The sequence below is a fragment of the Pseudoduganella chitinolytica genome (genome assembly GCF_029028125.1).
Classification (GTDB): Bacteria; Pseudomonadota; Gammaproteobacteria; order Burkholderiales; family Burkholderiaceae_D; genus Rugamonas; species Rugamonas chitinolytica.
Genome location: NZ_CP119083.1, coordinates 5,685,391 through 5,707,980 on the forward strand (window position 1 = coordinate 5,685,391; position 22,590 = coordinate 5,707,980).

Annotated in this window: 25 protein-coding genes; 11 read left to right on the top strand and 14 right to left on the bottom strand. The window is 66.3% G+C overall.

Annotated features, from left to right (window positions below; translation table 11 throughout):
• The first annotated feature begins 116 nt into the window (after positions 1 to 116).
• Together PX653_RS25335 and PX653_RS25340 are read left to right on the top strand one after the other, a co-directional pair.
• Positions 117 to 1,223 (top strand): mechanosensitive ion channel family protein, encoded by a 1,107-nt coding sequence (locus tag PX653_RS25335; protein WP_277415411.1) that lies wholly within the window; start codon positions 117 to 119, stop codon positions 1,221 to 1,223.
• Positions 1,220 to 2,530 (top strand): hypothetical protein, encoded by a 1,311-nt coding sequence (locus tag PX653_RS25340; protein ID WP_277415412.1) that lies wholly within the window; start codon positions 1,220 to 1,222, stop codon positions 2,528 to 2,530. The genes PX653_RS25335 and PX653_RS25340 overlap by 4 nt, the downstream gene beginning before the upstream one ends.
• 234 nt (positions 2,531 to 2,764) lie before the next feature.
• Here PX653_RS25340 and PX653_RS25345 read toward each other — a convergent pair whose 3' ends face one another.
• The 3 genes from PX653_RS25345 to PX653_RS25355 all read right to left on the bottom strand — a co-directional run bounded on the left by PX653_RS25345 (position 2,765) and on the right by PX653_RS25355 (position 7,603).
• Positions 2,765 to 4,096: a DUF4785 domain-containing protein gene (locus tag PX653_RS25345; RefSeq protein WP_277415413.1), complete on the bottom strand. Its 1,332-nt coding sequence runs from the start codon at positions 4,094 to 4,096 to the stop codon at positions 2,765 to 2,767.
• Between the two features lie 13 nt (positions 4,097 to 4,109).
• Positions 4,110 to 4,988: a hypothetical protein gene (locus tag PX653_RS25350; RefSeq protein WP_277415414.1), complete on the bottom strand. Its 879-nt coding sequence runs from the start codon at positions 4,986 to 4,988 to the stop codon at positions 4,110 to 4,112.
• A gap of 323 nt (positions 4,989 to 5,311) precedes the next feature.
• The gene (locus PX653_RS25355) at positions 5,312 to 7,603 is read right to left on the bottom strand and encodes a putative bifunctional diguanylate cyclase/phosphodiesterase (protein WP_277415415.1); all 2,292 of its coding nucleotides are present in this window, start codon (positions 7,601 to 7,603) and stop codon (positions 5,312 to 5,314) included.
• A 215-nt stretch (positions 7,604 to 7,818) separates the two neighbouring features.
• On the opposite strand from PX653_RS25355, the gene PX653_RS25360 reads away from it, so the two are divergent.
• The 3 genes from PX653_RS25360 (at position 7,819) to PX653_RS25370 (ending at position 9,442) form a co-directional block, all read left to right on the top strand.
• On the top strand, positions 7,819 to 8,316 hold the full coding sequence (locus tag PX653_RS25360; RefSeq protein WP_277415416.1) for a DUF805 domain-containing protein: 498 nt from the start codon (positions 7,819 to 7,821) through the stop codon (positions 8,314 to 8,316).
• Positions 8,316 to 8,825 carry a DUF805 domain-containing protein gene (locus PX653_RS25365; protein ID WP_277415417.1) on the top strand — a complete coding sequence of 170 codons (510 nt, stop codon included), beginning with the start codon at positions 8,316 to 8,318 and terminating at the stop codon, positions 8,823 to 8,825. The genes PX653_RS25360 and PX653_RS25365 overlap by 1 nt, the downstream gene beginning before the upstream one ends.
• 98 nt (positions 8,826 to 8,923) lie before the next feature.
• On the top strand, positions 8,924 to 9,442 hold the full coding sequence (locus tag PX653_RS25370; RefSeq protein ID WP_277415418.1) for a DUF805 domain-containing protein: 519 nt from the start codon (positions 8,924 to 8,926) through the stop codon (positions 9,440 to 9,442).
• A 448-nt stretch (positions 9,443 to 9,890) separates the two neighbouring features.
• On the opposite strand, the gene PX653_RS25375 is transcribed toward PX653_RS25370, so the two are convergent.
• Positions 9,891 to 11,042 (bottom strand): GGDEF domain-containing protein, encoded by a 1,152-nt coding sequence (locus tag PX653_RS25375; RefSeq protein ID WP_277415419.1) that lies wholly within the window; start codon positions 11,040 to 11,042, stop codon positions 9,891 to 9,893.
• Positions 11,043 to 11,234: 192 nt separating this feature from the next.
• Positions 11,235 to 12,893, bottom strand: coding sequence for a M28 family metallopeptidase (locus PX653_RS25380; RefSeq protein WP_277415420.1), 1,659 nt, complete (start codon positions 12,891 to 12,893; stop codon positions 11,235 to 11,237).
• A gap of 174 nt (positions 12,894 to 13,067) precedes the next feature.
• Here PX653_RS25380 and PX653_RS25385 point away from each other — a divergent pair, with 174 nt between their 5' ends.
• Entirely contained in the window at positions 13,068 to 13,604 is a 537-nt protein-coding gene (locus tag PX653_RS25385) for a DUF2058 domain-containing protein (RefSeq protein WP_277415421.1), read from the top strand.
• 324 nt (positions 13,605 to 13,928) lie between these two features.
• Positions 13,929 to 14,888 (top strand): MerR family transcriptional regulator, encoded by a 960-nt coding sequence (locus PX653_RS25390; RefSeq protein WP_277415422.1) that lies wholly within the window; start codon positions 13,929 to 13,931, stop codon positions 14,886 to 14,888.
• Between the two features lie 16 nt (positions 14,889 to 14,904).
• Here PX653_RS25390 and PX653_RS25395 read toward each other — a convergent pair whose 3' ends face one another.
• The 3 genes from PX653_RS25395 to PX653_RS25405 are packed head-to-tail and all read right to left on the bottom strand — an operon-like array spanning position 14,905 to position 16,661.
• Positions 14,905 to 15,303 (bottom strand): TerB family tellurite resistance protein, encoded by a 399-nt coding sequence (locus PX653_RS25395; protein ID WP_277415423.1) that lies wholly within the window; start codon positions 15,301 to 15,303, stop codon positions 14,905 to 14,907.
• 4 nt (positions 15,304 to 15,307) lie between these two features.
• Entirely contained in the window at positions 15,308 to 16,285 is a 978-nt protein-coding gene (locus PX653_RS25400; protein WP_277415424.1) for a TerC family protein, read from the bottom strand.
• A gap of 19 nt (positions 16,286 to 16,304) precedes the next feature.
• Entirely contained in the window at positions 16,305 to 16,661 is a 357-nt protein-coding gene (locus PX653_RS25405; RefSeq protein WP_277415425.1) for an HPF/RaiA family ribosome-associated protein, read from the bottom strand.
• Between the two features lie 132 nt (positions 16,662 to 16,793).
• Between PX653_RS25405 and nhaR the strand changes: the two genes are divergently transcribed.
• Positions 16,794 to 17,693, top strand: a complete 900-nt coding sequence (gene nhaR, locus PX653_RS25410; RefSeq protein ID WP_277415426.1) for a transcriptional activator NhaR — start codon at positions 16,794 to 16,796, stop codon at positions 17,691 to 17,693.
• Positions 17,694 to 17,720: 27 nt separating this feature from the next.
• Here nhaR and PX653_RS25415 read toward each other — a convergent pair whose 3' ends face one another.
• Complete coding sequence (locus tag PX653_RS25415) at positions 17,721 to 18,707, bottom strand: DUF4424 family protein (RefSeq protein WP_277415427.1); 987 nt, start codon at positions 18,705 to 18,707, stop codon at positions 17,721 to 17,723.
• Between the two features lie 58 nt (positions 18,708 to 18,765).
• Between PX653_RS25415 and PX653_RS25420 the strand changes: the two genes are divergently transcribed.
• Complete coding sequence (locus PX653_RS25420) at positions 18,766 to 18,975, top strand: hypervirulence associated TUDOR domain-containing protein (RefSeq protein ID WP_277415428.1); 210 nt, start codon at positions 18,766 to 18,768, stop codon at positions 18,973 to 18,975.
• A gap of 235 nt (positions 18,976 to 19,210) precedes the next feature.
• Here the strand turns inward: PX653_RS25420 and PX653_RS25425 are convergent, their stop codons facing one another.
• Positions 19,211 to 19,474 carry a hypothetical protein gene (locus PX653_RS25425; protein WP_277415429.1) on the bottom strand — a complete coding sequence of 88 codons (264 nt, stop codon included), beginning with the start codon at positions 19,472 to 19,474 and terminating at the stop codon, positions 19,211 to 19,213.
• On the opposite strand from PX653_RS25425, the gene PX653_RS28435 reads away from it, so the two are divergent.
• Entirely contained in the window at positions 19,430 to 19,657 is a 228-nt protein-coding gene (locus PX653_RS28435) for an IS1/IS1595 family N-terminal zinc-binding domain-containing protein (protein ID WP_443094354.1), read from the top strand. The two genes, PX653_RS25425 and PX653_RS28435, sit on opposite strands and share 45 nt — an antisense overlap.
• Here PX653_RS28435 and uvsE read toward each other — a convergent pair.
• Positions 19,564 to 20,454 carry a UV DNA damage repair endonuclease UvsE gene (gene uvsE / locus PX653_RS25430; protein ID WP_277415430.1) on the bottom strand — a complete coding sequence of 297 codons (891 nt, stop codon included), beginning with the start codon at positions 20,452 to 20,454 and terminating at the stop codon, positions 19,564 to 19,566. The genes PX653_RS28435 and uvsE overlap by 94 nt on opposite strands.
• 113 nt (positions 20,455 to 20,567) lie before the next feature.
• Here uvsE and PX653_RS25435 point away from each other — a divergent pair, with 113 nt between their 5' ends.
• A complete protein-coding gene (locus PX653_RS25435; RefSeq protein ID WP_277415431.1) occupies positions 20,568 to 20,768 on the top strand; it encodes a DUF2905 domain-containing protein in 201 nt (66 codons plus the stop codon).
• Positions 20,769 to 20,789: 21 nt separating this feature from the next.
• Here the strand turns inward: PX653_RS25435 and PX653_RS25440 are convergent, their stop codons facing one another.
• The 3 genes from PX653_RS25440 to PX653_RS25450 are packed head-to-tail and all read right to left on the bottom strand — an operon-like array spanning position 20,790 to position 22,440.
• Positions 20,790 to 21,311, bottom strand: a complete 522-nt coding sequence (locus PX653_RS25440; protein ID WP_277415432.1) for a thioredoxin family protein — start codon at positions 21,309 to 21,311, stop codon at positions 20,790 to 20,792.
• Entirely contained in the window at positions 21,308 to 22,009 is a 702-nt protein-coding gene (locus PX653_RS25445; protein WP_277415433.1) for a cytochrome c biogenesis CcdA family protein, read from the bottom strand. Before PX653_RS25445 ends, PX653_RS25440 begins: the two co-directional genes overlap by 4 nt.
• Complete coding sequence (locus PX653_RS25450; protein ID WP_277415434.1) at positions 22,006 to 22,440, bottom strand: DUF2147 domain-containing protein; 435 nt, start codon at positions 22,438 to 22,440, stop codon at positions 22,006 to 22,008. The genes PX653_RS25445 and PX653_RS25450 overlap by 4 nt, the downstream gene beginning before the upstream one ends.
• Between the last annotated feature and the right edge of the window lie 150 nt (positions 22,441 to 22,590).

A 22,590-nucleotide genomic window follows, 5' to 3' on the forward strand; every position in this document is an offset into this window, starting at 1 on the left:
CGTAACTGAACAGTTCGGACGGGCCATGCCGGCCAGCCATGGACCGCATTGTGTGCGCGGCGCTGCGAGCCGCTTCGGTAAACTGAAGTGCTGATCACAGGATTGGAGGGGTACGCATGCGGCTGGTTTTCATGGGCAATTCGATCGAGGAGTGGGGCGCGGCGGTGGCGGTGGCGTTCGCGGCTGCCGTGCTGATGTATACCGCCCGCTACCTGCTGATCCATCGGCTGGCCCAGGTCGCCGAGCGCAGCGAAACGCGGGTCGACGACTGGTTCCTGCGCCTGCTGCGGGCCACCTACACGGTCTTCATCCTGATCCTGGCGCTGTACCTGGGTTCGTTGATGCTGGAGTTCCCCCGCAAGTACGAGCTGTGGCTGTGGCGGGTGGCCGTTTCGGCGATGCTGATCCAGGCCGCGATCTGGGCCGACACCGCCGTGCGCGCGTGGCGCGGCCGCTACCGCCAGGCGGCCATGGGGACGGAAAGCGTGGCCAGCGCCGCCTCGACGGCCATCATCGATTTCCTGCTGCGCCTCGTGGTCTGGGTCGTCTTCATGCTGATGATCCTGGACAACCTGGGCTTCAACATCACGACGCTCGTGGCCAGCCTGGGGATCGGCGGTATCGCGGTGGCGCTGGCCGTGCAGAACATCCTGGGCGACCTGCTGGCCTCGCTGTCGATCGTGCTGGACAAGCCGTTCGTCGTGGGCGACTTCATCATCGTCGGCGAGCAGCTGGGCACGGTCGAATACATCGGCCTGAAGACGACGCGGCTGCGCGGGCTGGGCGGCGACCAGGTCATCTTCTCCAACGGCGACATCCTGAAGGCGCGCATCCTGAACCAGACGCGCATGTTTACACGCCGCGCCGCCTTCACCCTGCGGGTGCACTACGCCACCGACCCGGCCAAGCTCGAAGAAATCCCACCCATGATCAAGGGCATCATCGAAGCGCACGAGAAGACCGCGTCGTTCGAGCGCGCCCACCTGCGCGACCTGGCCGAGTGGTCATTGAATTTCGAGGTGATCTACTGGATCAAGAACCCGGACTATTTCGTCTTCATGGACACGCAGCAGTCGATCCTGCTGGCCGTGCTGCGCGGCCTGAAGGAACGCGGGATCGAGGTGGCCTATCCGGCCCGGATGATCGTGCGCGATCCCTACGATTGCATTGACGGGGCGCCTCCACTACACTCACCCGCTTCCATCAAGCGGGAGGGGACATGAACAAACTGGCGGTGAAAGCCATCGCGGGCGCGGTGGCGGGAGGGCTGGCGCTGCTGCTGGCGGGCAGTGCGACGGCGGCGTCCGTGCAGGATGTGGCGGAACGTTACCGCAAGCTGGTGCTGGCCGTCGGCCAGCACGACAAGGACTACGTGGACGCCTATTACGGCCCGCCCGCGCTGCAGGAACAGGCCGCGCGCGACAAGCAGGACCTGGCTTCGATCCGTGCCGCCACGCAGTCGGCCATCGCCGACCTGGCAGGCAAGCAGGCCGCCAATCCCGACGAAGCGCTGCGCATCGAGTTCCTGGCCAAGCAGCTGCGCGCGATGACGGCCCGTGTCGACATGCTGGCGGGGAAGAAATTCACGTTCGACGAAGAGACGGCGCTGTTGTACGACGCCGTCACGCCGCACCATGACCGCGCCCACTACGAGAAGCTGCTGGCGCGGATCGACAAGCTGGTGCCGGGCAAGGGGCCGCTGCCGCAGCGCGTGCAGTCCTTCCGCGCCCGCTTCGCCATTCCGAAGGAACGCCTGAAACCCGTGATGGACGCGGCCATCGCGGCCTGCCGGGCGCGCACGGCCAAGTTCATGAACTTGCCTGCCAACGAAAGCTTCGTGCTGGAATTCGTCACCGGCAAGCCCTGGTCCGGCTACAACTGGTACAAGGGCGACGCCCACAGCCTGATCCAGATCAACACGGAGTTCCCGATCTATATCGAGCGTGCCGTGGACCTGGGCTGCCACGAAGGCTACCCGGGCCACCACGTCTACAACGCGCTGTTGGAGCAGTCCCTCGTCAAGGAGCGCAACTGGGTCGAGTTCAGCGTCTATCCGCTGTACTCGCCGATGTCGCTGGTGGCCGAGGGCAGCGCCAACTACGGCATCGAGATGGCGTTCCCCGACGACGAACGGGTGGCGTTCGAGCGCGACGTGCTGTACCCGCTGGCCGGCCTCGATCCCGCGTTGGCGGCGCAGTACGGCAGCCTGGTCAAGCTGCTGGGGCAATTGAGCTACGCCGACAACGACATCGCCATGCAATACCTGGAAGGGCGCCTGACGCGCGAACAGGCCATCGAGTGGCTGACCGACGTGGCGCTGTACCCGCCGGAGAAGGCCGGCCAGCGCGTGCAGTTCTACGACGCGGTGCGCGGCTACGTGATCAACTACAACCTGGGCAAGGACCTGGTGAAGGCGTGGGTCGAACGGCGCGTCACCAGCACCGATCCGGCACAGGCGCGCGTGCAGCGCTGGGCCGCGTTCAAGGAACTGCTGTCGTCGCCGCGGCTGGCCAGCGGCCTGCGCGACTGAAAAACCCGGGACAGACCCGGGTTTTGAGGAAACAATCCGTGAAATTGGGGACAGCCTCCAATTTGCATGAAATTGGGGACAGCCTCCAATTTGCCAATTTGCGCAATCGCAAATTAGGGACAGCCTCCGATTCGCCAAGCGTGCGCAATCTGAGGCTGCCACCAATTTCATCACCATCTTCGAGCGTTGCGAGTCGAAATCGGAGGCTGTCCCCGATTTCGATCTTGTTGCGAGTTACTGGTTGTCGCCCGCAGCGGCACCCGCGTCCACGTCCTTCTTCATCCGGGCGGACGACGGCAGCGCCACGGCACTACGCTGCGGCACCAGCTTCGCCACGTCCGATTCGGCCATCGTCAGCGCCAGCTGCTGGCGCTGCAGCACGGCCAGCCGGCCCTGGTCGATCAGCTGCAGGTCGCGCAGCTCGTACGGCCCCGTGCTGCCGGCCAGCAGCGTGGCGTCGAACGGCAGGCCGATGGTGGCCTGGCCCGGCTCGACCCACTGCGCTGCGTTGCCGACGGCCAGCGGCTGCAACGTGCCCTGCACGGTCCCGTACAACACGCCGCGCACCTCATAGCGGGCGGCGCTGGCGGCCTCGATCCCCAGCTTGACGGTCAGGGCACCGTTCTCGCCCGCCAGGTCGGCGCTGCGCGTCAGCCTGGCCGTCGGCAAGGCCACCGGCACGGCGAAGCGCGTGGAACGCAGGGCGCGCTGGCCCTTGACCGTCGCCTCCACGTTGGCCTGCACTTCCCACAGGCCCGGCTCGGCCGCGTCGATCGCAGCCGGCGTGACGACCGCCGCCATGCGCCCGTCCGCGCCGCGCTTGAATGCCAGCGGGTAGCTGCGTCCGGCCGGCGACACCAGTTTGGCGTCGATGCTGCCTGGCGCCACCTTCTCGCCGGCCTGGTGCTGCAGCTGCGCCAGCACGGTCAGCTGCTGGCCCTGCAGGTACGCGGCGGACGTGGTCTGCATCGTCAGCGCCAGCGGGCTGTCCGGCTCGACGACATTGACCAGGTAGTGCTGGCCTGGCGACAGGCCTTGCGCACGCATGCGCAGCGGGCCGCTGCCGGCATCGGCGCTCAGGCGGAAGGCCGACGTGCCGGACGCGAACGGCAGGTCGGCCTTGGCCAGGCGGTCGGCCGAGACCAGCGTCTCCATGCCATCGCCGGCCTTGCGCTCGCGGCCTGCGGCGTCGATCAGGATCAGCGCGGACGGGTGGATCGCCTCGTTCTCGCGGATCGAGGCCTCGCCCACCGGCTGCAGCCGCACGATGGCGCGCGGTGCGGTGGTCGGCAGCGCGACGCCTTGTTCCAGCTCCGCGCCCGTCACGGTGAAGTAGGCCTCGCGGCTCTGCGCAACGAACGGTTGCGGCGTGGCGACGGCGGCGCGCGAGGCCCAGCTGAACGACACCGGTTCGCGTGCGACGGCAGGCATCTTCGCCGCCAGCGCGGCGGTCGCGGGGGCGGCGCGCAGGGCGGCCGGCGTCAGGTCGCCCGCCTGTTGCGGCAGCAGTTCGGCGTGGGCGGCCAGGGTGGTGCAGCACAGGGCTGCCAGCAGTTTCAGTTGCATGGTCATGGTTCCCTCAGATGTCGTTGCGCAGGATGACGTCCAGGCCGAAGCACTTGCGGCGGCTCTGGTTGTGCGACAGCGGCTCGGCGCCGTTGGTGCGGTCCTTGTCGTAGAACCAGCGGCTGCCGGCGCCGGACTGGCTGGTGCACTCGAGGAAACCGTCGGAGCAGCTGTTCAGCCAGCCTTGCGTCACTTCCAGGCCCACGTTTTCCGCATAGCCGCCGCAGTAGCTGTCGCCGTCGAAAGGCGAGCTGTTGACGTCGGTGCCGACCACGCTGTGGAACGGCTTGGGCAACGCGGGACGGCCGGCCGTGCCGTACAACATCGTGTTGTTGTAGTTGGCCATCCAGCTGACCTGCTGCTGGCGCACGGCGTCGTTCTTGAAGCCCAGCAGCCAGCCGACCGAGGATTCGAAGGCATTGCCGCTGATGGCGGCATCGGCCAGCGGGGTGCCCAGCGACGACGGCGCCAGCGCATTGACCCAGCGGATCGCCCGGATGATGGCGGGGAAGCGGCTGTCCTGGGTGGGGTTGGACATGATCCAGCGGATGACGTTGCCGCCGTTCGAATGGGTTTCGACGACGAGGTCCGTGATGTCGTTGTTGACGATGAAGCGGTGCAGCTGGTCCGCCAGGCAGCCGCCGGCCGCGCTGGCCCACATGTACTGGTTGAAGTCGCAGTTGACGACCACGTACAGGGACTGGTTCGGCAGGCCTTGCCGGACCGAGTCGATCATTTCCTGGGTCCAGTAGTCCTTGGCGGCATTGGTCTGGCTGCCGGTGCCATGTACGAACGCGACGCCGGTGTTGCCGGCATGGGCCGGCAGGGCGCCGGCCAGTGCCAGGCTCGATGCCAGGGCCAGGGTGCAGCTCTTCCACTTGCAAAATTTCATCTCTTGTCTCCGAGGTGTAAGTAACGCAGGGTGAGTGAAACGCGGGTGCAGCGGTGAGGTGATGCAGGTACTGCAGCGGAGGCGCAAACGGCGGAGGCTGCTGGCTGGAAGGGGAGACTACGGAAGCACGACCGTGCGGTATTGTCCGTTCATGCCACGCTTTTGATGGATTCCGCCAAAATAAAGTGTGTCTTGAGATTGCTCAATCGGACGGCGGAAAGACCGGAAAAAAGGTGGGAAAACGATGTGCAAAAACGGTGACAGTCACCGTTTTCTATTCCTGAAATGGTGACTGTCACCGTTTTCCGGGACAAGCCGCGGGGCTAGGCGTCGGAGGATGTACCCAGCAGCGCGATCATGTCCTTCAGCGGCATCGGCCGGGCGAACAGGTAGCCCTGCATGCCGGGACTGCCATGTTCGGCCAGGAACGCGGCCTGCTCGTGTGTCTCGACGCCTTCGGCGACGACCCGCAGGCCCAGGTGGCCCGCCATCGCCATGATCGACTGCACGATCGCGGTGCCGTTGGCGTCGCCCGGCATGTCGTGGATGAAGCTGCGGTCGATCTTCAGTTCGTACAGCGGCATGCGTTTCAGGTACGCCAGGTTGGAATAGCCGGTACCGAAATCGTCGATGGAGAAGCGGATGCCCAGCTGCGCCAGTTCGTGCATGCGCTCGATGGTGTCGTCCAGGTTCTCGATCAGGAGGCCTTCGGTCACCTCGAAGATGAGCTGCGTGGCCGGCGCGCCAGTCTCGGCCAGGATCTGGCGCACGTCCGCGACGAAGTCGGCCTGGCGGAACTGCGAAGGGCTGACGTTGACGGACAGCGGCAGCGCCTGGCCTTCGGCCTCGAGGCGCAGCCAGGCCAGGCACGCCTGGCGCAGGGCCCAGCGGCCCAGCGGCACGATCAGGCCCGTCGCTTCGGCGACGGGAATGAACACGTCCGGCGGAATGTGGGTGCCATCGCCACGGCGCCAGCGCATCAACAGCTCCGCGCCGACGGGCGTCGTGTCGCGGCTGACCTGCAACTGCAGGTGCATCTGCAGCTCGCCGTTTTCCAGCGCCATCGACAGGTCGCGTTCCATCGTCAGGCGCCGTTCCACCTCGGCGCGCATGGTCGACTCGAACAGCGCCACGCCGTTGCGGCCCTCGGCCTTGGCACGATACATGGCGATGTCCGCCTCGCGCAGCAGGTCCTGCACCGTCTGGCCGGCGCGCGGCAGCACGGCCACGCCGATGCTGGCCGACGACGTATAGGACTGCCCGTCGATCTCGAAGCTCTTGCGGATGGCGTCGCGGATGCGTTCGGCCATCGCCAGCGCCGCGTGGGTGGCGGCGTCGACATCGCGGCCCAGGTCCTGCAGCAGTACGACGAATTCGTCGCCGCCCAGGCGCGCCACGGTATCGTCCGAGCGCACCAGCTGCGTCAGGCGCTGGGCGGCCTTGCGCAGCATCGAGTCGCCGGTGGCATGGCCGCGCGCGTCGTTGATGTACTTGAAGTGATCGAGGTCGATGAAGATGACGGCGCCGCAGCGCTGCTCGCGCTGCGCACCGGCCAGCATGCGCTCGAGCCGGTCCATCAGCAGGCGCCGGTTCGGCAGGCCGGTCAGCACGTCGTAGAAGGCCAGGTTGTGGATCGCGTCGGCCGCGCGCTTGCGCTCCGTGATGTCGCGGCCCACGACGACCCAGTGCGTGTTGGTGCCGCCTTCGTCGGCGAACGGTACCATCTCCATCTCGACCAGGTAAGGTTCGCCCGCCTTCGTGTAGTTCGTCAGCTCCGCGGTCACGGATTCGACGCGGCGCATGGCCTCCACGACGCGCTGCACTTCCAGTGCATCCGTCAGGGGGCCGTGCATCAGGCGCATGCTCTGGCCCATCAGCTCATCGCGGGTATAGCCGGTGCGGCGCAGGAAGGCGTCGTTGACGAAGATGATGGGTTGTTCGGCCGCGGTACCCGGCACCGCTTCGGCGATCATCACCATCTCGTTCAGGCGCGCGACGGCGGCGGACGTCAGGCGCAACTCGGCGTTGACGGCGGCCAGCCGGTCGCGGTTGTGCTGCAGCGATTCCGCGTGGCCGCGCAGGTCCTTCAGGGAACGTGCCAGCCGTTGCAGCAGGGCGCTCGACGAAATTGTCAGCAACAGGCCCACGCAGAGGAAATTGAGGGTGACGACCAGCGACGGCGCCAGCGCGTGCTCCGGCATGCCGGTCACGTACAGGCGCGCATGGCCCGTCAGGCCGAGGACCAGCACGGTGCCGGCACCCAGGAACAGCGCGAAGATCGCCGGCCACAGGCCCAGCAGCACCGCACCCAGCACGGGCGGCGCCAGCAGGTACACCTGGCTGACGGGGCCAACGGTCAGCATCAGGCCGACGCCGACGAAGTACAGGATCGCCAGCAGGTTGACGACGCGCGCCGTGTACGACAGGCAGCGCGCGCGCCACACGCCCAGCAGCCAGGCCAGCGCCGCGATATCGGTCAGGACGATCGCCAGCAGTCCTTCGTGCAGCGCCAGCGCGATGCTGGGCACGGCCGCGACGATGCCCAATACCGTCACGATGGACAGCAGTTGGGAGAAGATCTGAGTGCGCCAGTGCGCCATATCGTTGAATGCCACGGAACTGCCTGGGGAGTGTATGAAATGCAATATTTATTGCGGGTAGGAAAACATGGTACGTGCTTTTGCCCAAAAAGTCATCAACAAGCTGGCTTTGTTGCTGGCTCCCGACGGCCGCCACGACGGATTTCCAGAGTGTTGCCTCGACAAAAAGCAGTAGCTGCAAAGTTGCAAAATAAGTATCATTTTCTGATTGAAAACATAAGGGAGCAACTTTGACCGGTTTTACCGCTTTGTCACCGCTGACCTTGCAATCGCCCCGGCTGTTCGCCTGGTCGGGCCGCATCGGCCGGCTGCGCTATATCAACTACTCGGCCGCCGCCTTCTGGCTCAGCGTCGTGCTGGGTGCCGCGGCCGGGCTGGCCTTGCGCGCCACCCCGTGGGTCCTGCTGTCGCAGGTTATTGCCATGCTGCTGTCGTTCCTGCTGCTGGGAGTAGCCACGCTGGCGCTGGCGCGGCGGCGGCTGATGGACATGGGTTACAGCGGGTGGCTTGCCTTGCTGCTGCTGGCACCGCTGCTGAACATGGCAGTGCTGCTGTGGCTGCTGTTCGGCAAGGGGGAACCCGGCGCCAATCGCCATGGCGCACCGCCAGTCGCCAACAGCGTCCCCGTTAACGTGCTGGCGGGCATTGTCGTTGTGCTGACCGTCGCGGGCGTGGCATATCTGCTGCTGGTCCAGCCGGTGCCGCAGGATCCCTGGGTCCACCTCTGATGCAAGCCGATCCCGTACTCACGCCCAAGCCTCGACTGCCCCGCGTGGTTGCGAGGGTCGGCCGGCTGCGCTACCTGAACCTGCTTGCCGCGACCGTCGTCAGTGCTTTCGTGGTGCTGCTGCTGCTGTGCCTGCTGCTGCGCAGCCACCGGGGTGGGATTCACCTCTTCATCGTGTGGCTGGGGGTAGGTCTGGTCATCTGGCAACAGGTGGCTGCGGCGATCGTCTCGGTCTGGCGGCTGCATGACCTGGGGCGCTCGGGGGCATGGGCGCTGCTCTGGCTGGTGCCATACGGCGGCGTGGTCACGACGGTGTACCTGTTGATTGCTCCCGGCAATGCCATGCCCAACCGCTTCGGTCCCGCGCCCGCACTGCCAGGAAAGCTCGACAAGGGGCTCGCGGCCATTGTCATGGTGAGCATGGTCGCCATCGCCGGGGCGAGCTGGTGGTGGGGACCAGTCACGGTCCTCGGCCCCGTCATCGACGGCTTCCTGGCGCTCGATCGCTGACCCGGGCCAGCCTTGCCGAAGCGGCGCGACAGTCGTCCGGCACGGCCCGGCGCTTTCGGCTAGGATGATATATCCCGACCATTGCACTGGAGGTAAGATTGACCGATTTTCCCGCCGCACCGGCCGGCGCCGTGCAAGTGCCGCGGCCGTTCGACCTGCATGGCCGCATCGGCCGCGTGCGTTATCTGGCCTACAGCTTCGGCGCCATGATCGTGCTGCTGCTGGCCGCGATCGTTCTGGGAGCGCTGCTGGGTGCCATCGGCGCGGGGCCGGCCGTCGCCGCCGGGCTGATGCAGGTACTGGTCGGCACGCTGATGGCGGCGGCCAATCTCGTCATCGCCCGCCGCCGCCTGCACGATATGGGCAAATCCGGCTGGTGGGGCGTGCTGCTGCTGGTGCCGCTCTTGAATATCGTGGTCACCTTATGGCTGGCCCTGGGCAAGGGCGACGAAGGGCCGAATGCCTTCGGCCCGCCGCCTTCACCCAACAGCCGCGCCGTCATCGCGCTGGCTTGCATCGGCCCGGCGCTGTTCGTCGGCATGGTGGTGTACTCGGCCGTGGATGCGTACAAGACGTTCGGCGAACGCACGCGCTCTGCCAACAGCCGCGTGTTCTGATCGGGAAACGCTCTCTCGAAAATCAATTCGGGGACAGCCTCCAAATTGGGGGTAGCTCCAAATTGGGGGCAGCTCCAATTGGGGACAGCCTCCGATAGCGTGATAGCGCCTGCGTGAATTGGAGGCTGTCCCCAATTCCGGAATTGGAGGCTGTCCCCGATTCCCAATTCCCGGAAAACGGTGACTGTCACCGTTTTCTGCCGTTCAGGCCGCTGCGGCGGCACAGAAGGTATCGCCTTCCAGCGTGACGCGGTTGCGTCCCTCGCGCTCGCTGCGGTTACAGAATCAAATTGGGGACAGCCTCCGATAGCGTGATAGCGCCTGCGTGAATTGGAGGCTGTCCCCAATTCCGGAATTGGAGGCTGTCCCCAATTCCCAATTCCGGAATTGGAGGCTGTCCCCGATTCCCAATTCCCGGAAAACGGTGACTGTCACCGTTTTCTGCCGTTCAGGCCGCTGCGGCCGTGCAGAAGGTGTCGCCGTCCAGGGTGACGCGGTTGCGTCCCTCGCGCTTGCTGCGGTACAGCGCCAGGTCGGCGCGGCGCAGCGCGTCTTCCCAGCCGGTGTCGCCCGGCGCGCAGCTGGCCAGGCCGATACTGACCGTCATGGCGACCGCCTTGTCCTCGGCGTACAGCGGCGTGCGCGCAATGGAATCGCGCACGCGCTCGGCGATACGGAGCAAGGTGTCGTCGCCGCTGCCGGTCAGCAGGATCGCAAACTCCTCGCCACCCAGCCGGAACAAGCCGTCGTAGCCGCGCAGCGCTTGCGCCGCCAAGGCCGTCACGTGGCAGATAGCGCTATCTCCGACGGCGTGGCCGTGGCGGTCGTTGATCGATTTGAAGTGGTCGATGTCGAACGCCAGGAACGACAGGCGCCCGCCGGAGCGCCGCGCCCGCAGGCACTCGCGCTCGGCCACATCGTGCAGCGCGCGCCGGTTCAGCCAGCCCGTCAGGTTGTCCGTCAGCGAAGCCTTGCGCAGCGCCAGTTCCTGGTGCCGGATGACGATCAGCGCACAGCTCATGCCCGCCACCATCAGGAACACGAAGACCGACAGCGAACCGAGCGTCTGCAGCGACTGGCTGCCCATGAAGGTCAGGGTGGTGCCGCGGTGGACGGCGATATAGCCGGTGCGCACCACCATCTGCATCATGAACAGCAGCTCCAGCACCATCAGCGGCACGTGCCATGCATGCCAGACGACGGCCCCGTTGATCGCCACGATCGCGGGCGCGAACAGCAGCAGGCGGTTGGCGACGGACGCCTGCGCGAACCCGGTGCGGTGCACCAGCACGGCGGCCAGCACCAGGGCCAGCAACAGCACATAGCGCGGATTCAGGCCGAGGTGACGGCGCAAGCCGGCCAGCACCCCGAAATGGCCGGCGACGTACAGCGCGTTGCCGATCGCCGCGATGCTGACGTCGTACACCTGCGTGACGCTGGCCGCGAACGCGACGGCGTTCGACGCAAAGAACAGCAGCCCCGCCAGCGACCAGTCCACCAGGCCGGCCGCGCGCGAGCCGGCCCGATACAGCAGGAACATGGTCGCCGCCATGATGCCGGCAGCCAGCCCGGAGGCGACGATCAGCGTGAAGGCGTCCATGGTTCCCTTGTGTAAATTCTTGCATTGAAAGTACACAAGTATACGTGTGGAAAGTAATGCCAATGCTCACACATTGTCACTTTTGGTAACGGCACCACAGCGAAAGGGAGAAAAGACTGCCTGCGGCAGGGAAGCGGGAACGCGACGGCCGGCGGCCGCCGCGCGAGGAGGAGGCCGACCGGCCTCCTGGGATTACTTGCGTTGTGCGGCGGTCTGCTCGCGCACGGTACGGAATTCCGCGTCCTTCGCCCAGTTCGGCCAGCTGGTCCCGTCCGCCAGGTCGCGGCCCAGGCCATACAACAGGCCGAGGTCGCGCGCCATGCCGGTAAACGGCCACTGCGCGCTCCATTCGTCCGACGGCTGGTGATAGTGGTCGGTCACGTAGGTTTCCTCATGCTTCGTGCCGGCCGCCTTGCCGCCGTCGACCAGGTCCTCGCCGGAGCCGAACGAGATGGCGGGCACGCCGCGCTTGGCGAACGGGAAGTGGTCGGAACGGAAGAAGTGACCCGCTTCCGGTTTCGGATCGGGCGCGTAGGTCATGCCGTACCCCTTCGCCTTGGCCACCAGCTGGTCCAGCAGGTCCAGCTTGGCGCTGCCGGAAATGGTGAAGTCGCGCGCCGGGCCGTACGGGCTCAGGGCGTCCATATTGATGACGCCAACCGTCTTCTCCAGCGGGTACAGCGGATTGGCCGCGTAGTACTCCGAACCGAGCAGGCCCTTTTCCTCTGCCGTCACGGCCAGGAACGCCACGCTGCGCTGCGGCGCCGGGGCCTTCGCGTAGGCGCGCGCCAGCTCCAACAGGGCGGCCATGCCGGTCGCGTTGTCGACGGCGCCGTTGTAGATCTTGTCGCCTTTCGCATCGGGCAGCCCCACGCCCAGATGGTCCCAGTGGCCGCTGTAGATCACGGTTTCGTCAGGGCGCTTGCTGCCTTCGATGCGGGCGGCCACGTTCTTCGACTTGATGACCTGCGCGTCCACCGCGTAATGCGCGGACAACGTGATGCCCTTCAGCGGCACCGGCTTGAAGTCGCGACCCTGCGCCTGCTTCTTGAGCGCCTCGAAATCGAGCCCGGCGCGCTTGAACAGGTCGACGGTGACGTCGCGCTGGATCCAGGCCTCCATCGGCGCATGGGCTTCCCGCGGCGCCTTGCGCACGATGTCGTACATGACGTTCGTGTTCGAGTTCTTCACCGTCGCCCAGCCGTACGAGGCCGGCGCCGTTTCGTGCACGATCAGCGTGCCCAGTGCGCCGCGGCGGGCCATTTCCTCGTATTTGTACGTCCAGCGGCCGTAGTAGGTCATCGCCTTGCCGCCGAACTCGCCGTTGCCCGTTTCGAAGTCGGCGTCGTTGATCAGCACCACGGCCAGCTTGCCTTTCAAGTCGACACCCTTGAAGTCGTCCCAATTACGCTCCGGCGCCGTGGTGCCGTAGCCAACGAAGACCAGCGGCGCGTTCTTGAAGTCGACGACCTTGGCGCCGTTCATCGCCGCGCGCACGGCGATCTGTTCGCCCTGCGTGAAAGTCTCGCGCTTCTTGCCGTCGTTCAGGGTCAGTTTGACGGGGCCCTTGATCTCGAAGCGGCCCAGCGGCACGTCCTGGGTCCAGGCGCGCTTGCCGTTGACGACGTCGCCGCCCGGCTGCAGGCCGGCCGCCTTGAACTGCTCGACCAGGTATTCGACGGTCCGGGTTTCGCCGGCGGTATTGGGGCCGCGGCCCTCGAACGCGTCGGACGACAGGACCTTGACGTGCTGCGACAGGCGCTGCGCATCGAACTGCGGCGCGGCCGGGGTGTTCTGTGCCTGGGCCGCGAATGCGGCAGCCAGCAGGGTGACCAGCAGGACTTTCTTCACTGACGATTCTCCTTGATGCGAATACATGGCAATTTGTGAAATCGGGAATGCAACGTTGCCAAGTATCTTCTTTCTGGCCGTGCAGGTCAAAGTTTCCTCCCGCACGGCCGGCATTTGCTATGCTGGCGCCTTGCGGCCGGCGCGTTGCCGGCCAAGTTATCTACGGAGCAGCAGATGGTTTCGTTGCAGGAGCAACTACTCAAGGCAGGCCTGGTCGACAAGAAGAAGGTCAAGCAGGTCAACCAGGACAAGAGCAAGCAGGTCAAGGCGGAACGCCGCACCGGCACGCAAAGCGTCGACGAGGCCAAGCTGGCCGCGCAGGAGCTGCAGCGCAAGAACGCCGAACGGGCGCGCGAACTGAACGCGCAACGCGATGCGGCCGCTGCGCAGAAAGCCATCATGGCGCAGATCGTGCAGATGGTGCAGCAGAACCGCCAGAGCAAGGGCAATGGCGACATTGCCTACAACTTCACGTTCCAGAACAAGATCGAACGGATCCACGTTTCGAACGCCGTGCGCGAGCACCTGGTGGCGGGCCGGCTCGTCATCGTGCGCCTGGGCGAGAACACGGAACTGGTACCGCGCGTCATCGCCGACAAGATCGCCGAGCGCGACCCGGCGCTGGTTGTGCGGGTCAACAAGCCGACTACCGAAGTGGACCCGGACGATCCGTATGCCGCGTTCCAGATTCCCGATGATTTGATGTGGTGACACTACTGCATCGATATTCTGGGCCCTGGGGGCGGATGCCGATCGCCAGGCATGTCTTACACCCGAAACCGAAAACCGGGATCAGAACCGGCGGGCCTGACTCCGGCTCTCCGCTCTTGGGTGGAAAGACAGGGATGCCACGCGGCGATTCGCGCTACGTCAGCGGACTTACGTGACATGCAGAAGCCACCCAAGCGGTGGCTTTTTTTCGTCTCGCGCCCTGCCATTGAACCGAGGAAAGACCAGAATCCCACGCCTATCGTGCGTTTGTCCTGGACAAAGCGGCGTAATATACGTCCATCACAGGTTCAAGGACGGTTCATCATGAGCGATATCACTGCAATGCAAACGACCGACAGGCCGCCATTGGCCTATCGCAGCGGCGTGGCGGCACGCCTCGCCGGACTCAGCGTCGAGACGTTGCGGGTATGGGAACGGCGCTACAGCCTGTCCGATACCAAGCGTTCCGAGCACGGCCAGCGCCTCTACACGGCCGAGCAGGTGCGCCGGCTGGCGCTGCTGAAACAGCTGGTCGACCAGGGCCACCCGATCGGCACGCTGACAAGCCTGCCGATGGAGCGGCTGGAAGACCTGACGGGCGTGCGGGCCGCCGTGCCGGCGGCATCGTCGCCCGTGCGCGTGGCCGTCATTGGCGAAAGCCTGGGCCGGCGCATTGCCGCCTCGGGCCACTTGCCGGGCCTGGACGTGCTGCGTCATTGCGCCCGGCTGGAGGATGCCGCGTCGCTGGCGGGCGTGGCGGCGGACGTGCTGCTGGTCGAGTTGTCCGAGCTGGAAGTGGCAGCGGTACCGCAGATCGCGGCAGCGCGGCGCCAGGCGGATGTCGGCGCGGTCGTCGTGCTGTACCGCTTCTGCGCCAGCGCGACCATCCGCGAGCTGCGCGCGCAGGGCTGCCTGGTCGCGCGCGTCCCCGCCGAGATGGGCGAGCTGGCGTTGCTGTGCCGGGCGGCGCTGGCCGGGCAGGCGGTCGCGCTGCCGGAGCGTCCGGCGTTGGTACAGCCGACCCGCTTCGACGAGCGCGCGCTGGCCACCATCACCGCGGCCGGCAATCGCATCACGTGCGAATGCCCGCGTCACCTGGCCGACCTGCTGTTGATGGTGGGATCGTTCGAGCGCTACAGCGCCCGCTGCGCGGCCGACAGTACGTCGGATGCGCCGTTGCACCGCGAACTGGAACTGGCCGCCGCCCGCGCCCGCACGCTGCTGGAAAGCGCGATGGAGCGGCTGGCGCTGGCGGAAGGCCTGCCGCTGCCGGCACCGGCCTGACGCCCAGCTTCACACATCAAGCCGCTGCAGGCAGGCGCTCGCCCGACCACGCGGCCGCCGCGTGGGCCAGCAGCGTCGCCTCGGCATCGGCCAGCACGCCGTCGGCGTCGGCGATGCGCGACATGGCTGCCAGCAGGCGGCGCCGCAGCGCTGGGTCACGCACTTCCGCCAGCATCGCGTCGATCGCCTCCGGGTCCAGCTCCACGTCGCGCCGGCCGGCGGCATCGATCAGCATGTCCTCGCACAGATCGCCCAGCAGGTCCTGGAACGTTTCGAAGTCGATGTCGATGTCCTGCAGCACGCCGGTGCGGGCCAGGGCCTGCAGTTCGGCCGGTGCCAGGTCGCCGTCGACGATCGTCGCCAGGGCCAGGATGCGGGCGGCAGCACGGGGGCTGTCGGTGGGGTAGCTGCGCATTGTGTTACTCCTTCGGTCTTTGAACGGTTTGGTTGCGGGTGACGTACAAGCTGGCGAGCACGCTGCCCGCGATCAGCGTGGCCACGACCGCCAGCGAGACGTGCACCGGCAGGTGGACCCACGGCAGCAGCAGCATCTTCGCGCCGATAAAGCACAGCACCAGTGCCAGGCCATACTTGAGCAGGTGGAAGCGGTCCGCGATGTCGGCCAGCAGGAAGTACAGCGCGCGCAGGCCAAGGATCGCGAACAGGTTCGACGTGAACACGATGAACGGGTCCGACGTGATGGCGAAGATCGCCGGGATCGAGTCGACCGCGAACACCAGGTCGGTGGCCTCGATCAGCAACAGCACGAGGAACAGCGTCGTCACATGGCGCACGCCGTTGTGGCGCACGAAGAACTTCTCGCCATGGTCGCCCGGCGCCACCGGCAGCACGCGCCGGGCCAGGCGCAGCACGGGATTGTTGCGCACGTCCGGCTCATGGTCGGCCGCCCACATCATGCGTACGCCCGTCACCAGCAGGAAGGCACCGAACAGGTACAGCACCCACGAGAACTCGCTGACGACCCATGCGCCGGCCAGGATCATCACGGCGCGCATGACGATCGCACCCAGCACGCCGTAGATCAGCACCCGGCGCTGGTACTCGGGGCGTACCTGGAATGCGGAGAAGATCAGCAGGAAGATGAACACGTTGTCGACCGACAGCGCCTTTTCGATCAGGTAGCCGGACAGGAACTCGAGCGCCTTCTGCTCGGCGACCTCGGGCCCGACGGTACCCTTCAGGTACCACCACAGGCCGGCATTGAAGAGCAGCGCCAGCGTGAACCAGCCCAGCGACCAGGCGCCTGCTTCGCGCACGCTGACCTTGTGGGCCTTGTTGCCGCCGAAGACCCACAGGTCCAGTGCCAGCATGACCAGCACGAAGCCAACGAAGCCTGCCCACATCGGGGCGGTGGCGATGTTCTCGATGGTGTCCATGATCCCTCCGCGTCGCGTGTCAGGTTTCGGTGGCGCCGCTGTCGGCCGGCGTCAGCTTCTCGTGCGTGAAGCGGCGCCGGCGCGCCAACTGGCGCGATACCGCATGATCGGCCCGTTCGGCAGCCTTGTCGATGGCCACATACAGGTTTTCCTCCGTATCCTCGATCAGCACGCTCTTGCGGCCGTTGGGCAGGCTGACCTGGATCTTGCAGCGCTTGTCGCGCCCACCGCGGGGACCGTTGATGTCGGACAGCCAGACGACCAGCCGGCGTGCCAGCGCCCAGCCCAGCGCAAATTGCAGGCGTCGCTTGACGTAGGCCCGCAGGCTGTCCGTCAGTTCCAGGCCGTTCGATTGGATCTCGATCTGCATCGCCATGATGTTCCTCCTCGGTGGTGGTTGAAACTTCATGGTAGGGACGATGGATCGTTCGTACAATTCGAATATAATTTCTTAATTCATCGGAAAATTCGATGTGTCCATGTGCTTGAACTACGGCCGGGAGGAACCATGGCATCGCTCAACTACAAGCACCTGCGCTATTTCTGGATGGTGGCGAAGACCGGCAGCATTGCGCGCGCGGCCACCCAGCTGCACCTCACGCCGCAATCGATTTCCGGCCAGTTGACGGAGTTTGCCGACAGCCTGGGCGTCGAGCTGTTCCGCCGCGTGGGCAGGCGGCTGGAACTGACGGAGACGGGCTGGCGCATCCTGCGCCATGCGGAAGACATCTTCAGCGCCGGCGACGCGCTGCTGGAAACCGTGCGCGACCAGTCGGCCACCAGCGCGACGGCGTTTCGCGTCGGCGTGTCCGACTCGGTGTCGAAGACGGTCGCATGCCGCCTGGTCGCGCCCGCGCTCACGCTGGCCGATCCGATCCGCCTGGTGTGCCGCGAAGGGCGGCTGGCGGCGCTGCTGGCCGACCTGGCGGTGCACAAGCTGGACCTGATCATTGCCGACCGTCCCATGCCCAGCCACTTGAGCGTGCGCGGCTTCAACCACCTGCTGGGGGAGAGCGACCTGGCGGTCTTCGGGGCGCCCGCGCTGGCGGCCCGGCTGGACGGCGCGTTCCCGGCCTGCCTGAACGGCGTGCCGCTGCTGCTGCCGGGCGAGGACTTCGCCGTGCATGCGCGCCTGATGCGCTGGCTGCACGAGTACGTCCCGCGCCTGCATGTGCTGGGCGAATTCGACGACAGCGCCATGATCAAGGCTTTCGGCCAGTCGGGCGCGGGCCTGTTCTTCGCGCCCGGTGCCATCGCCCAGCACATCTGCGCGCAATATGGCGTCGTCATGCTGGGCGCGATTCCCAGCCTGCGCGAGCAGGTCTATGCGATCACCTCGGAACGGCGGCTGAAGCATCCGGCCACGCAGGCCATCAGCCAGGCGGCGCGCGAGACACTGGCGGGGTAGAAGCCCGCGGAACTGGTGGCGTCACGGCTATCTGGGCAGTATGGGCCGTACGCCGGGATCGCCATTGCCGCCGTCGACATTGCCGAAGTAGACGCGCAAATCGTCGGCCGGACGGAAGTTCTTCAGCCGCACCTGGTACGTCAGGTTGTCGACCTTGCGGAAGGTGCCGGGGAAGCACAGGCTGACCAGTTCCTCCGGCCGGCGCTTGACGATATTGAGGGTGAAATCGTCGATGCCGCGCTTCCAGGTATTGCCTGTCTTGAGAATGTACTCGACGTGCTCGGCCGCCAGGTGGTCGGCGCCGTTGGCGGCGCGGCGCCAGCCCTTCATGAAGGCCGCGTCGGCGCAGTAGCGCTGCGTGAATCCCTGGTCGATCACCCACGCCGCCGGGCCGCCGGAAACGAAGGGGCGATACTGGTGGTGCACGCGCACCACCCGCCCGGCCGGAAAGCGCTGGCGCCACACGTAGCTGATCTGCACCTGCCACTGGGGCTCGTCCGGGTCGTCCAGCCCATCGGCCAGCAGCCCGCGCTCGCGCAGGAGTCGGCGTTGGGCCGGCGTGAATGGCAGGGGTGGACGGCCCGTCAACGTCTCGTTCAGCGCAATGCGCTCGCTCGACAGTCCGGCCGCGCGCAGCTCGGCGGTCACGTCGGCACCGTGGTACAGCGCCCGCAGCACGGGCGTGAACGGCACCGGCTGGCCGTCCACCGTGACGCCAAAGTTCGCCGGCTGGCCGTAGTAGTTGGGGTAGGGCGTCTCGGTCGCCCCGTACAACGGCAGCGGAAACGCGATGGTCTCCTCGACCTCCGCCCCGCTCTCGTTGACGAACTCATAGTCGACACTGACCAGGTCATGGCTGACGTTGAGCACTTCCTTCTTCATCGCGACCGCATCGGTCCTGCCGAACACGATGCCGCCGGCGCTGACGGCGGCAATGCCGTCATTGGCACCGGCGACGGCAGGCAGCAGCGCGGCCGCTACGGCGGCGACCCGCAGGTGAACTGGGATTTTCATCGGGTGGGGGCGAATACGTGATCAAATAGCCCCATTATCTCATCGCGGAGAACCCATCATGACGCAGACATTCAAGGCCGGCGACAAAGTGGAGTGGCACTCGTCGCAAGGCGCCGTGCAGGGCACGGTGAAGAAAAAACTGACCTCGCCCACCCACATCAAGGGTCACGAGGTGGCGGCATCACCCGACAATCCGGAATACCTCGTCGTCAGCGACAAGACGGGCGCCGAGGCCGCGCACAAGCCCGATGCCCTGAAGAAAATATAAAGCCTTGCAATTGTGCAGTAACGTACGGAGCAACAACCCATGCTGGCCGATGATGGGCGCACCAATAACGACATCATCGAAGGAGAGCGATCATGGGTAAATACTTCCTTGCCTGGATCCTGGGCGTGCCAGGTATCGTGCTGTTGCTGCTGTACCTGTTCTTCAATTGAACGCCGTGCTGCCTGATACGGAACGCCGCCTGCGGGCGGCGTTTTCATTGGGCGCTGTGCCCCGGTCATAATGAACTTCCCGGCGCGACCGCGGTCTTACTCATCAGGCAGACCACGCTTGGGGAGAAGACATGGAAGCGCAGCAATTCGAAGCCGCACAGGTCCAGGTATTGCAATGGTTGACGCAGCTGACCGGCAAGCAGGCCGACGAACTCCGGGCCATTTTCGATCGCTGCTCGTCGCTGGCGGACTGCCTGGCCATCCTCGCGGAAGCCGGCAGTAAACTGCGTCACTGTCCCCATTGCGAGGGCGACCGGCTCTATCGCCACGGCGTCTACCGGGGCTTGCAGCGCTACCGGTGCCGCCAGTGCGGCGCCAGCTTCACTACGACCGGGGCACAGCGCCTTTCATTGAGGGCTCAGCCGGGTGCCGCCGCCTGCCAACCCCGCAAGCGGGCAATGGCGTCTTCCTTCGACTTGGCTTCGATCTCGATCCACGGCGCACGCGCATAGGACGCGGGCATCGTCTCGATCAGGTCCGCATGCTGGCGGTCGTTGAACGATTCGCGCCCGTTCGAGATGTGCACCAGCTGGTGTTCCGGCACGGCCCACGTGGCGCGCGCCTTTTCAAACCATTCCGTCACGCTGGGATCGTCGTAGCTGTCCAGTTTTTCATGCACGATGTGGTGGTGCGCGTCGAACACCATCGGCACGCCGCTCTGCAGGCAGGCCTCGTGGATCTCGGCGGCGCTGTACGCGTACTCGTCGTTTTCCAGGCCCAGGCGACAGCGGATGGCATCGGGCAGCCGGCCGATGTTCTCGACCAGCTTGTCGGTACGGTTGGCCTTGCCGCCGTGGATCTCCAGCAGCGCCCACGGCGTGCGCGGCTGCCCCAGCAGCTCCATGATGTCCGCATGCATCTGCAGGATCTTGACGCTGTTGGCCACCACGTTTTCGCTGTCGGAACTGAGCACCACGAACTGGTCGGGATGCATGACGAGTCGGATATTGCGCTCGCGCGCCCGCGCACCCGAGCGGGCCAGGGTGTCGGCGAAGCTGGCCAGCAGATCGCGGCCCAGGTCGTCGTCCGCAAACGGGAAGATCGACGACGGGATGCGGTACAGCGCGATGTTTTCGCGCTCGCAGTAGCGCATGGCCGTATCGAACGCCTGGATATTGCTGCGGTAAATATCGTCGAGCAGCTTCTGCTGCGTGTCCGGCGACTGCTCCAGCAGCCGCTTGCGCGTGATGGTGCGGTACTTGATCTCGTTCGAGACCGTGACGCAGACGAGTCCGAGGTGAGGTGGCATGACGATCGTTTGGCGGTGGTCGAATGCCGATCTTAGCAGCCCCTGGTGGCTCCTCGCGCCACGCTTGACCCGCACTTGGTATGCTGGCGTCTTTCCCCGCCGTGGAGCCTAGCGTGCAGAAAGCCCTGATCGTCATCGGCCTCGTCGTCGTCGCCGTCGGCCTGGCCTGGCCATGGCTGGGCAAGCTGCCGTTCGGCCGCCTGCCCGGCGACATCCATATCGTGCGCGAAGGCGGCAGCTTCCATTTCCCCATCGTCACGTGCCTCGTCATCTCGATAGTCGTGTCGCTGGTGATCTGGCTGCTGCGGCGCTGAGCCGCACAGCCATATACCCGGTCAGCCGCGCTGCAGCAGCGCCCGCACCGCCGCATCCATCTCGGCATAGCCGCCTTCGCCGATCTGCGTATGGACGATGCGGCCGTTGCGGTCGATCAGGTAGGCGGCGGGCCAGTATTGGTTCCTGAAAGCGTTCCACGTGCCGTAGTCGTTGTCCTGCACGACCGGATAGGTCAGGCCGAAGCGCTTGGTGGCGGCCCGCACGTTGTTCGTGCTGCGTTCGAATGGGTATTCCGGCGTGTGCACGCCGATCACCACCAGGCCCTGGTTCTTGTATGTCTCGTGCAGCCGGGCCACGTGCGGCAATGTGCGGATGCAGTTGATGCACGAGTAGGTCCAGAAGTCGACCAGCACGACCTTGCCGCGCAGCTGCTGCAGCGTCAGCGGTGCCGAGTTGAGCCAGGTCTTCGTGCCGGCCAGCTCCGGCGCCGGACCGCGGTCGCGCAGCGGTGGCGTGGCGGCGTGGGTGGGCAGGATGTGCAGCAGAGCGGTCATGGCAATGGCGATCAGGCGGGTGTTCATAGGTAGGTCTCCGAAACAAGGTTGGTGAGCCAGGCGGCTGCCAGGGTGTCGTACTGGAAGTACATGGCCAGCGCGGTGATGGCGATCAGCGCGCCGGCCACGCGGCGAATCGCATGGGCATGGCGCGCCACGCGGCGTACGTGAGCTTGCGCCAGCTGGCCGCCATAGGCGATGGCCAGCATCGGGATGGCCGCGCCGCCGGCGAACAGCAGCAACAGCAGGCCGGAACGCCCCGGACTGTGGGCCGACGCCACCAGCGCCAGGATCGCGGCAAACGCGGGACCGGCGCAGGGCGTCCAGACGATGCCCAGGCCGGCACCCAGCACCAGTCCGCCCAGGTTGCCCGGGCCCGCATGGCGGCCGATGTCGATCCCGTCCAGCAGTGGTGCGATGCGGGCCGCCAGCAGTTCGAACGGGCGGGCCCACAACAGCGAGATGCCGAACACGCCCAGCAGCACGATGGCGCCGTTGCGCAACGCTTCCTGAGCCAGGCCCAGGCTGTCGGCAAAGGCGCCGAACAGCAGCGCGCCGCCGGCAAACGCCAGCACGAAGCCGGCGGCGATGAACACGGGGCGCAGGCGCCCACCGCCGGCCGTGCCGGTGCCCGCGCCCAGCAGGATCGGCAGCATCGGCAGGATGCAGGGCGCGGCCACCGTCAGCAGCCCCGCCGAGAAGGCCAGGGGCAGGTCGACCGTCATGGCATCGCTCCCGCTGCGCGGCGCCACACTTGCGGCGGTGCCATGGCCGGCAAGCCCGTAGGCTGGACTTCCAGCCGGTCCGGTGCCGCCAGCCGCAACCGGCAATCGTAGGTCTGGCCGTTTTCGCGGTTGTAGAGGCGACCCTGCCACGTGCCGTCGCCGACGGAACGCAACCCGGTCAGCAGTTGCATGCCCGGCACGGGGCGGCTGTCGGCGGCCGGCATGGGCTGGCCGGGATGGCTCATCGAGCGGTTGCCCAGCACCTTCGACACGGTGCCGCACAGCGCATCGCCGCATGGGGCGATCTCGACTTCCAGGTTGCCGCTGGCGGTGATCCAGCGGCCGCTCTCGGGTGGCGGGGCCGCACGCAGCGGCAGGGCGGCCAGCGCCAGCGCGGCGGCCAGGAGGGTGGAATGGATGGAACGTGGCATGGCGACTCCCGGTGACGTGGCCGGCCACGGCGGCCGGTGATGTCATTGGACAATCGCCACGTGTCGGCGATGTGTCCATGCCCCGGCCGTTTTGCAAGCGCTTGTATCGGTGGCGGCGCGGGATACATTGCGACATAAATCGCTGCCGCC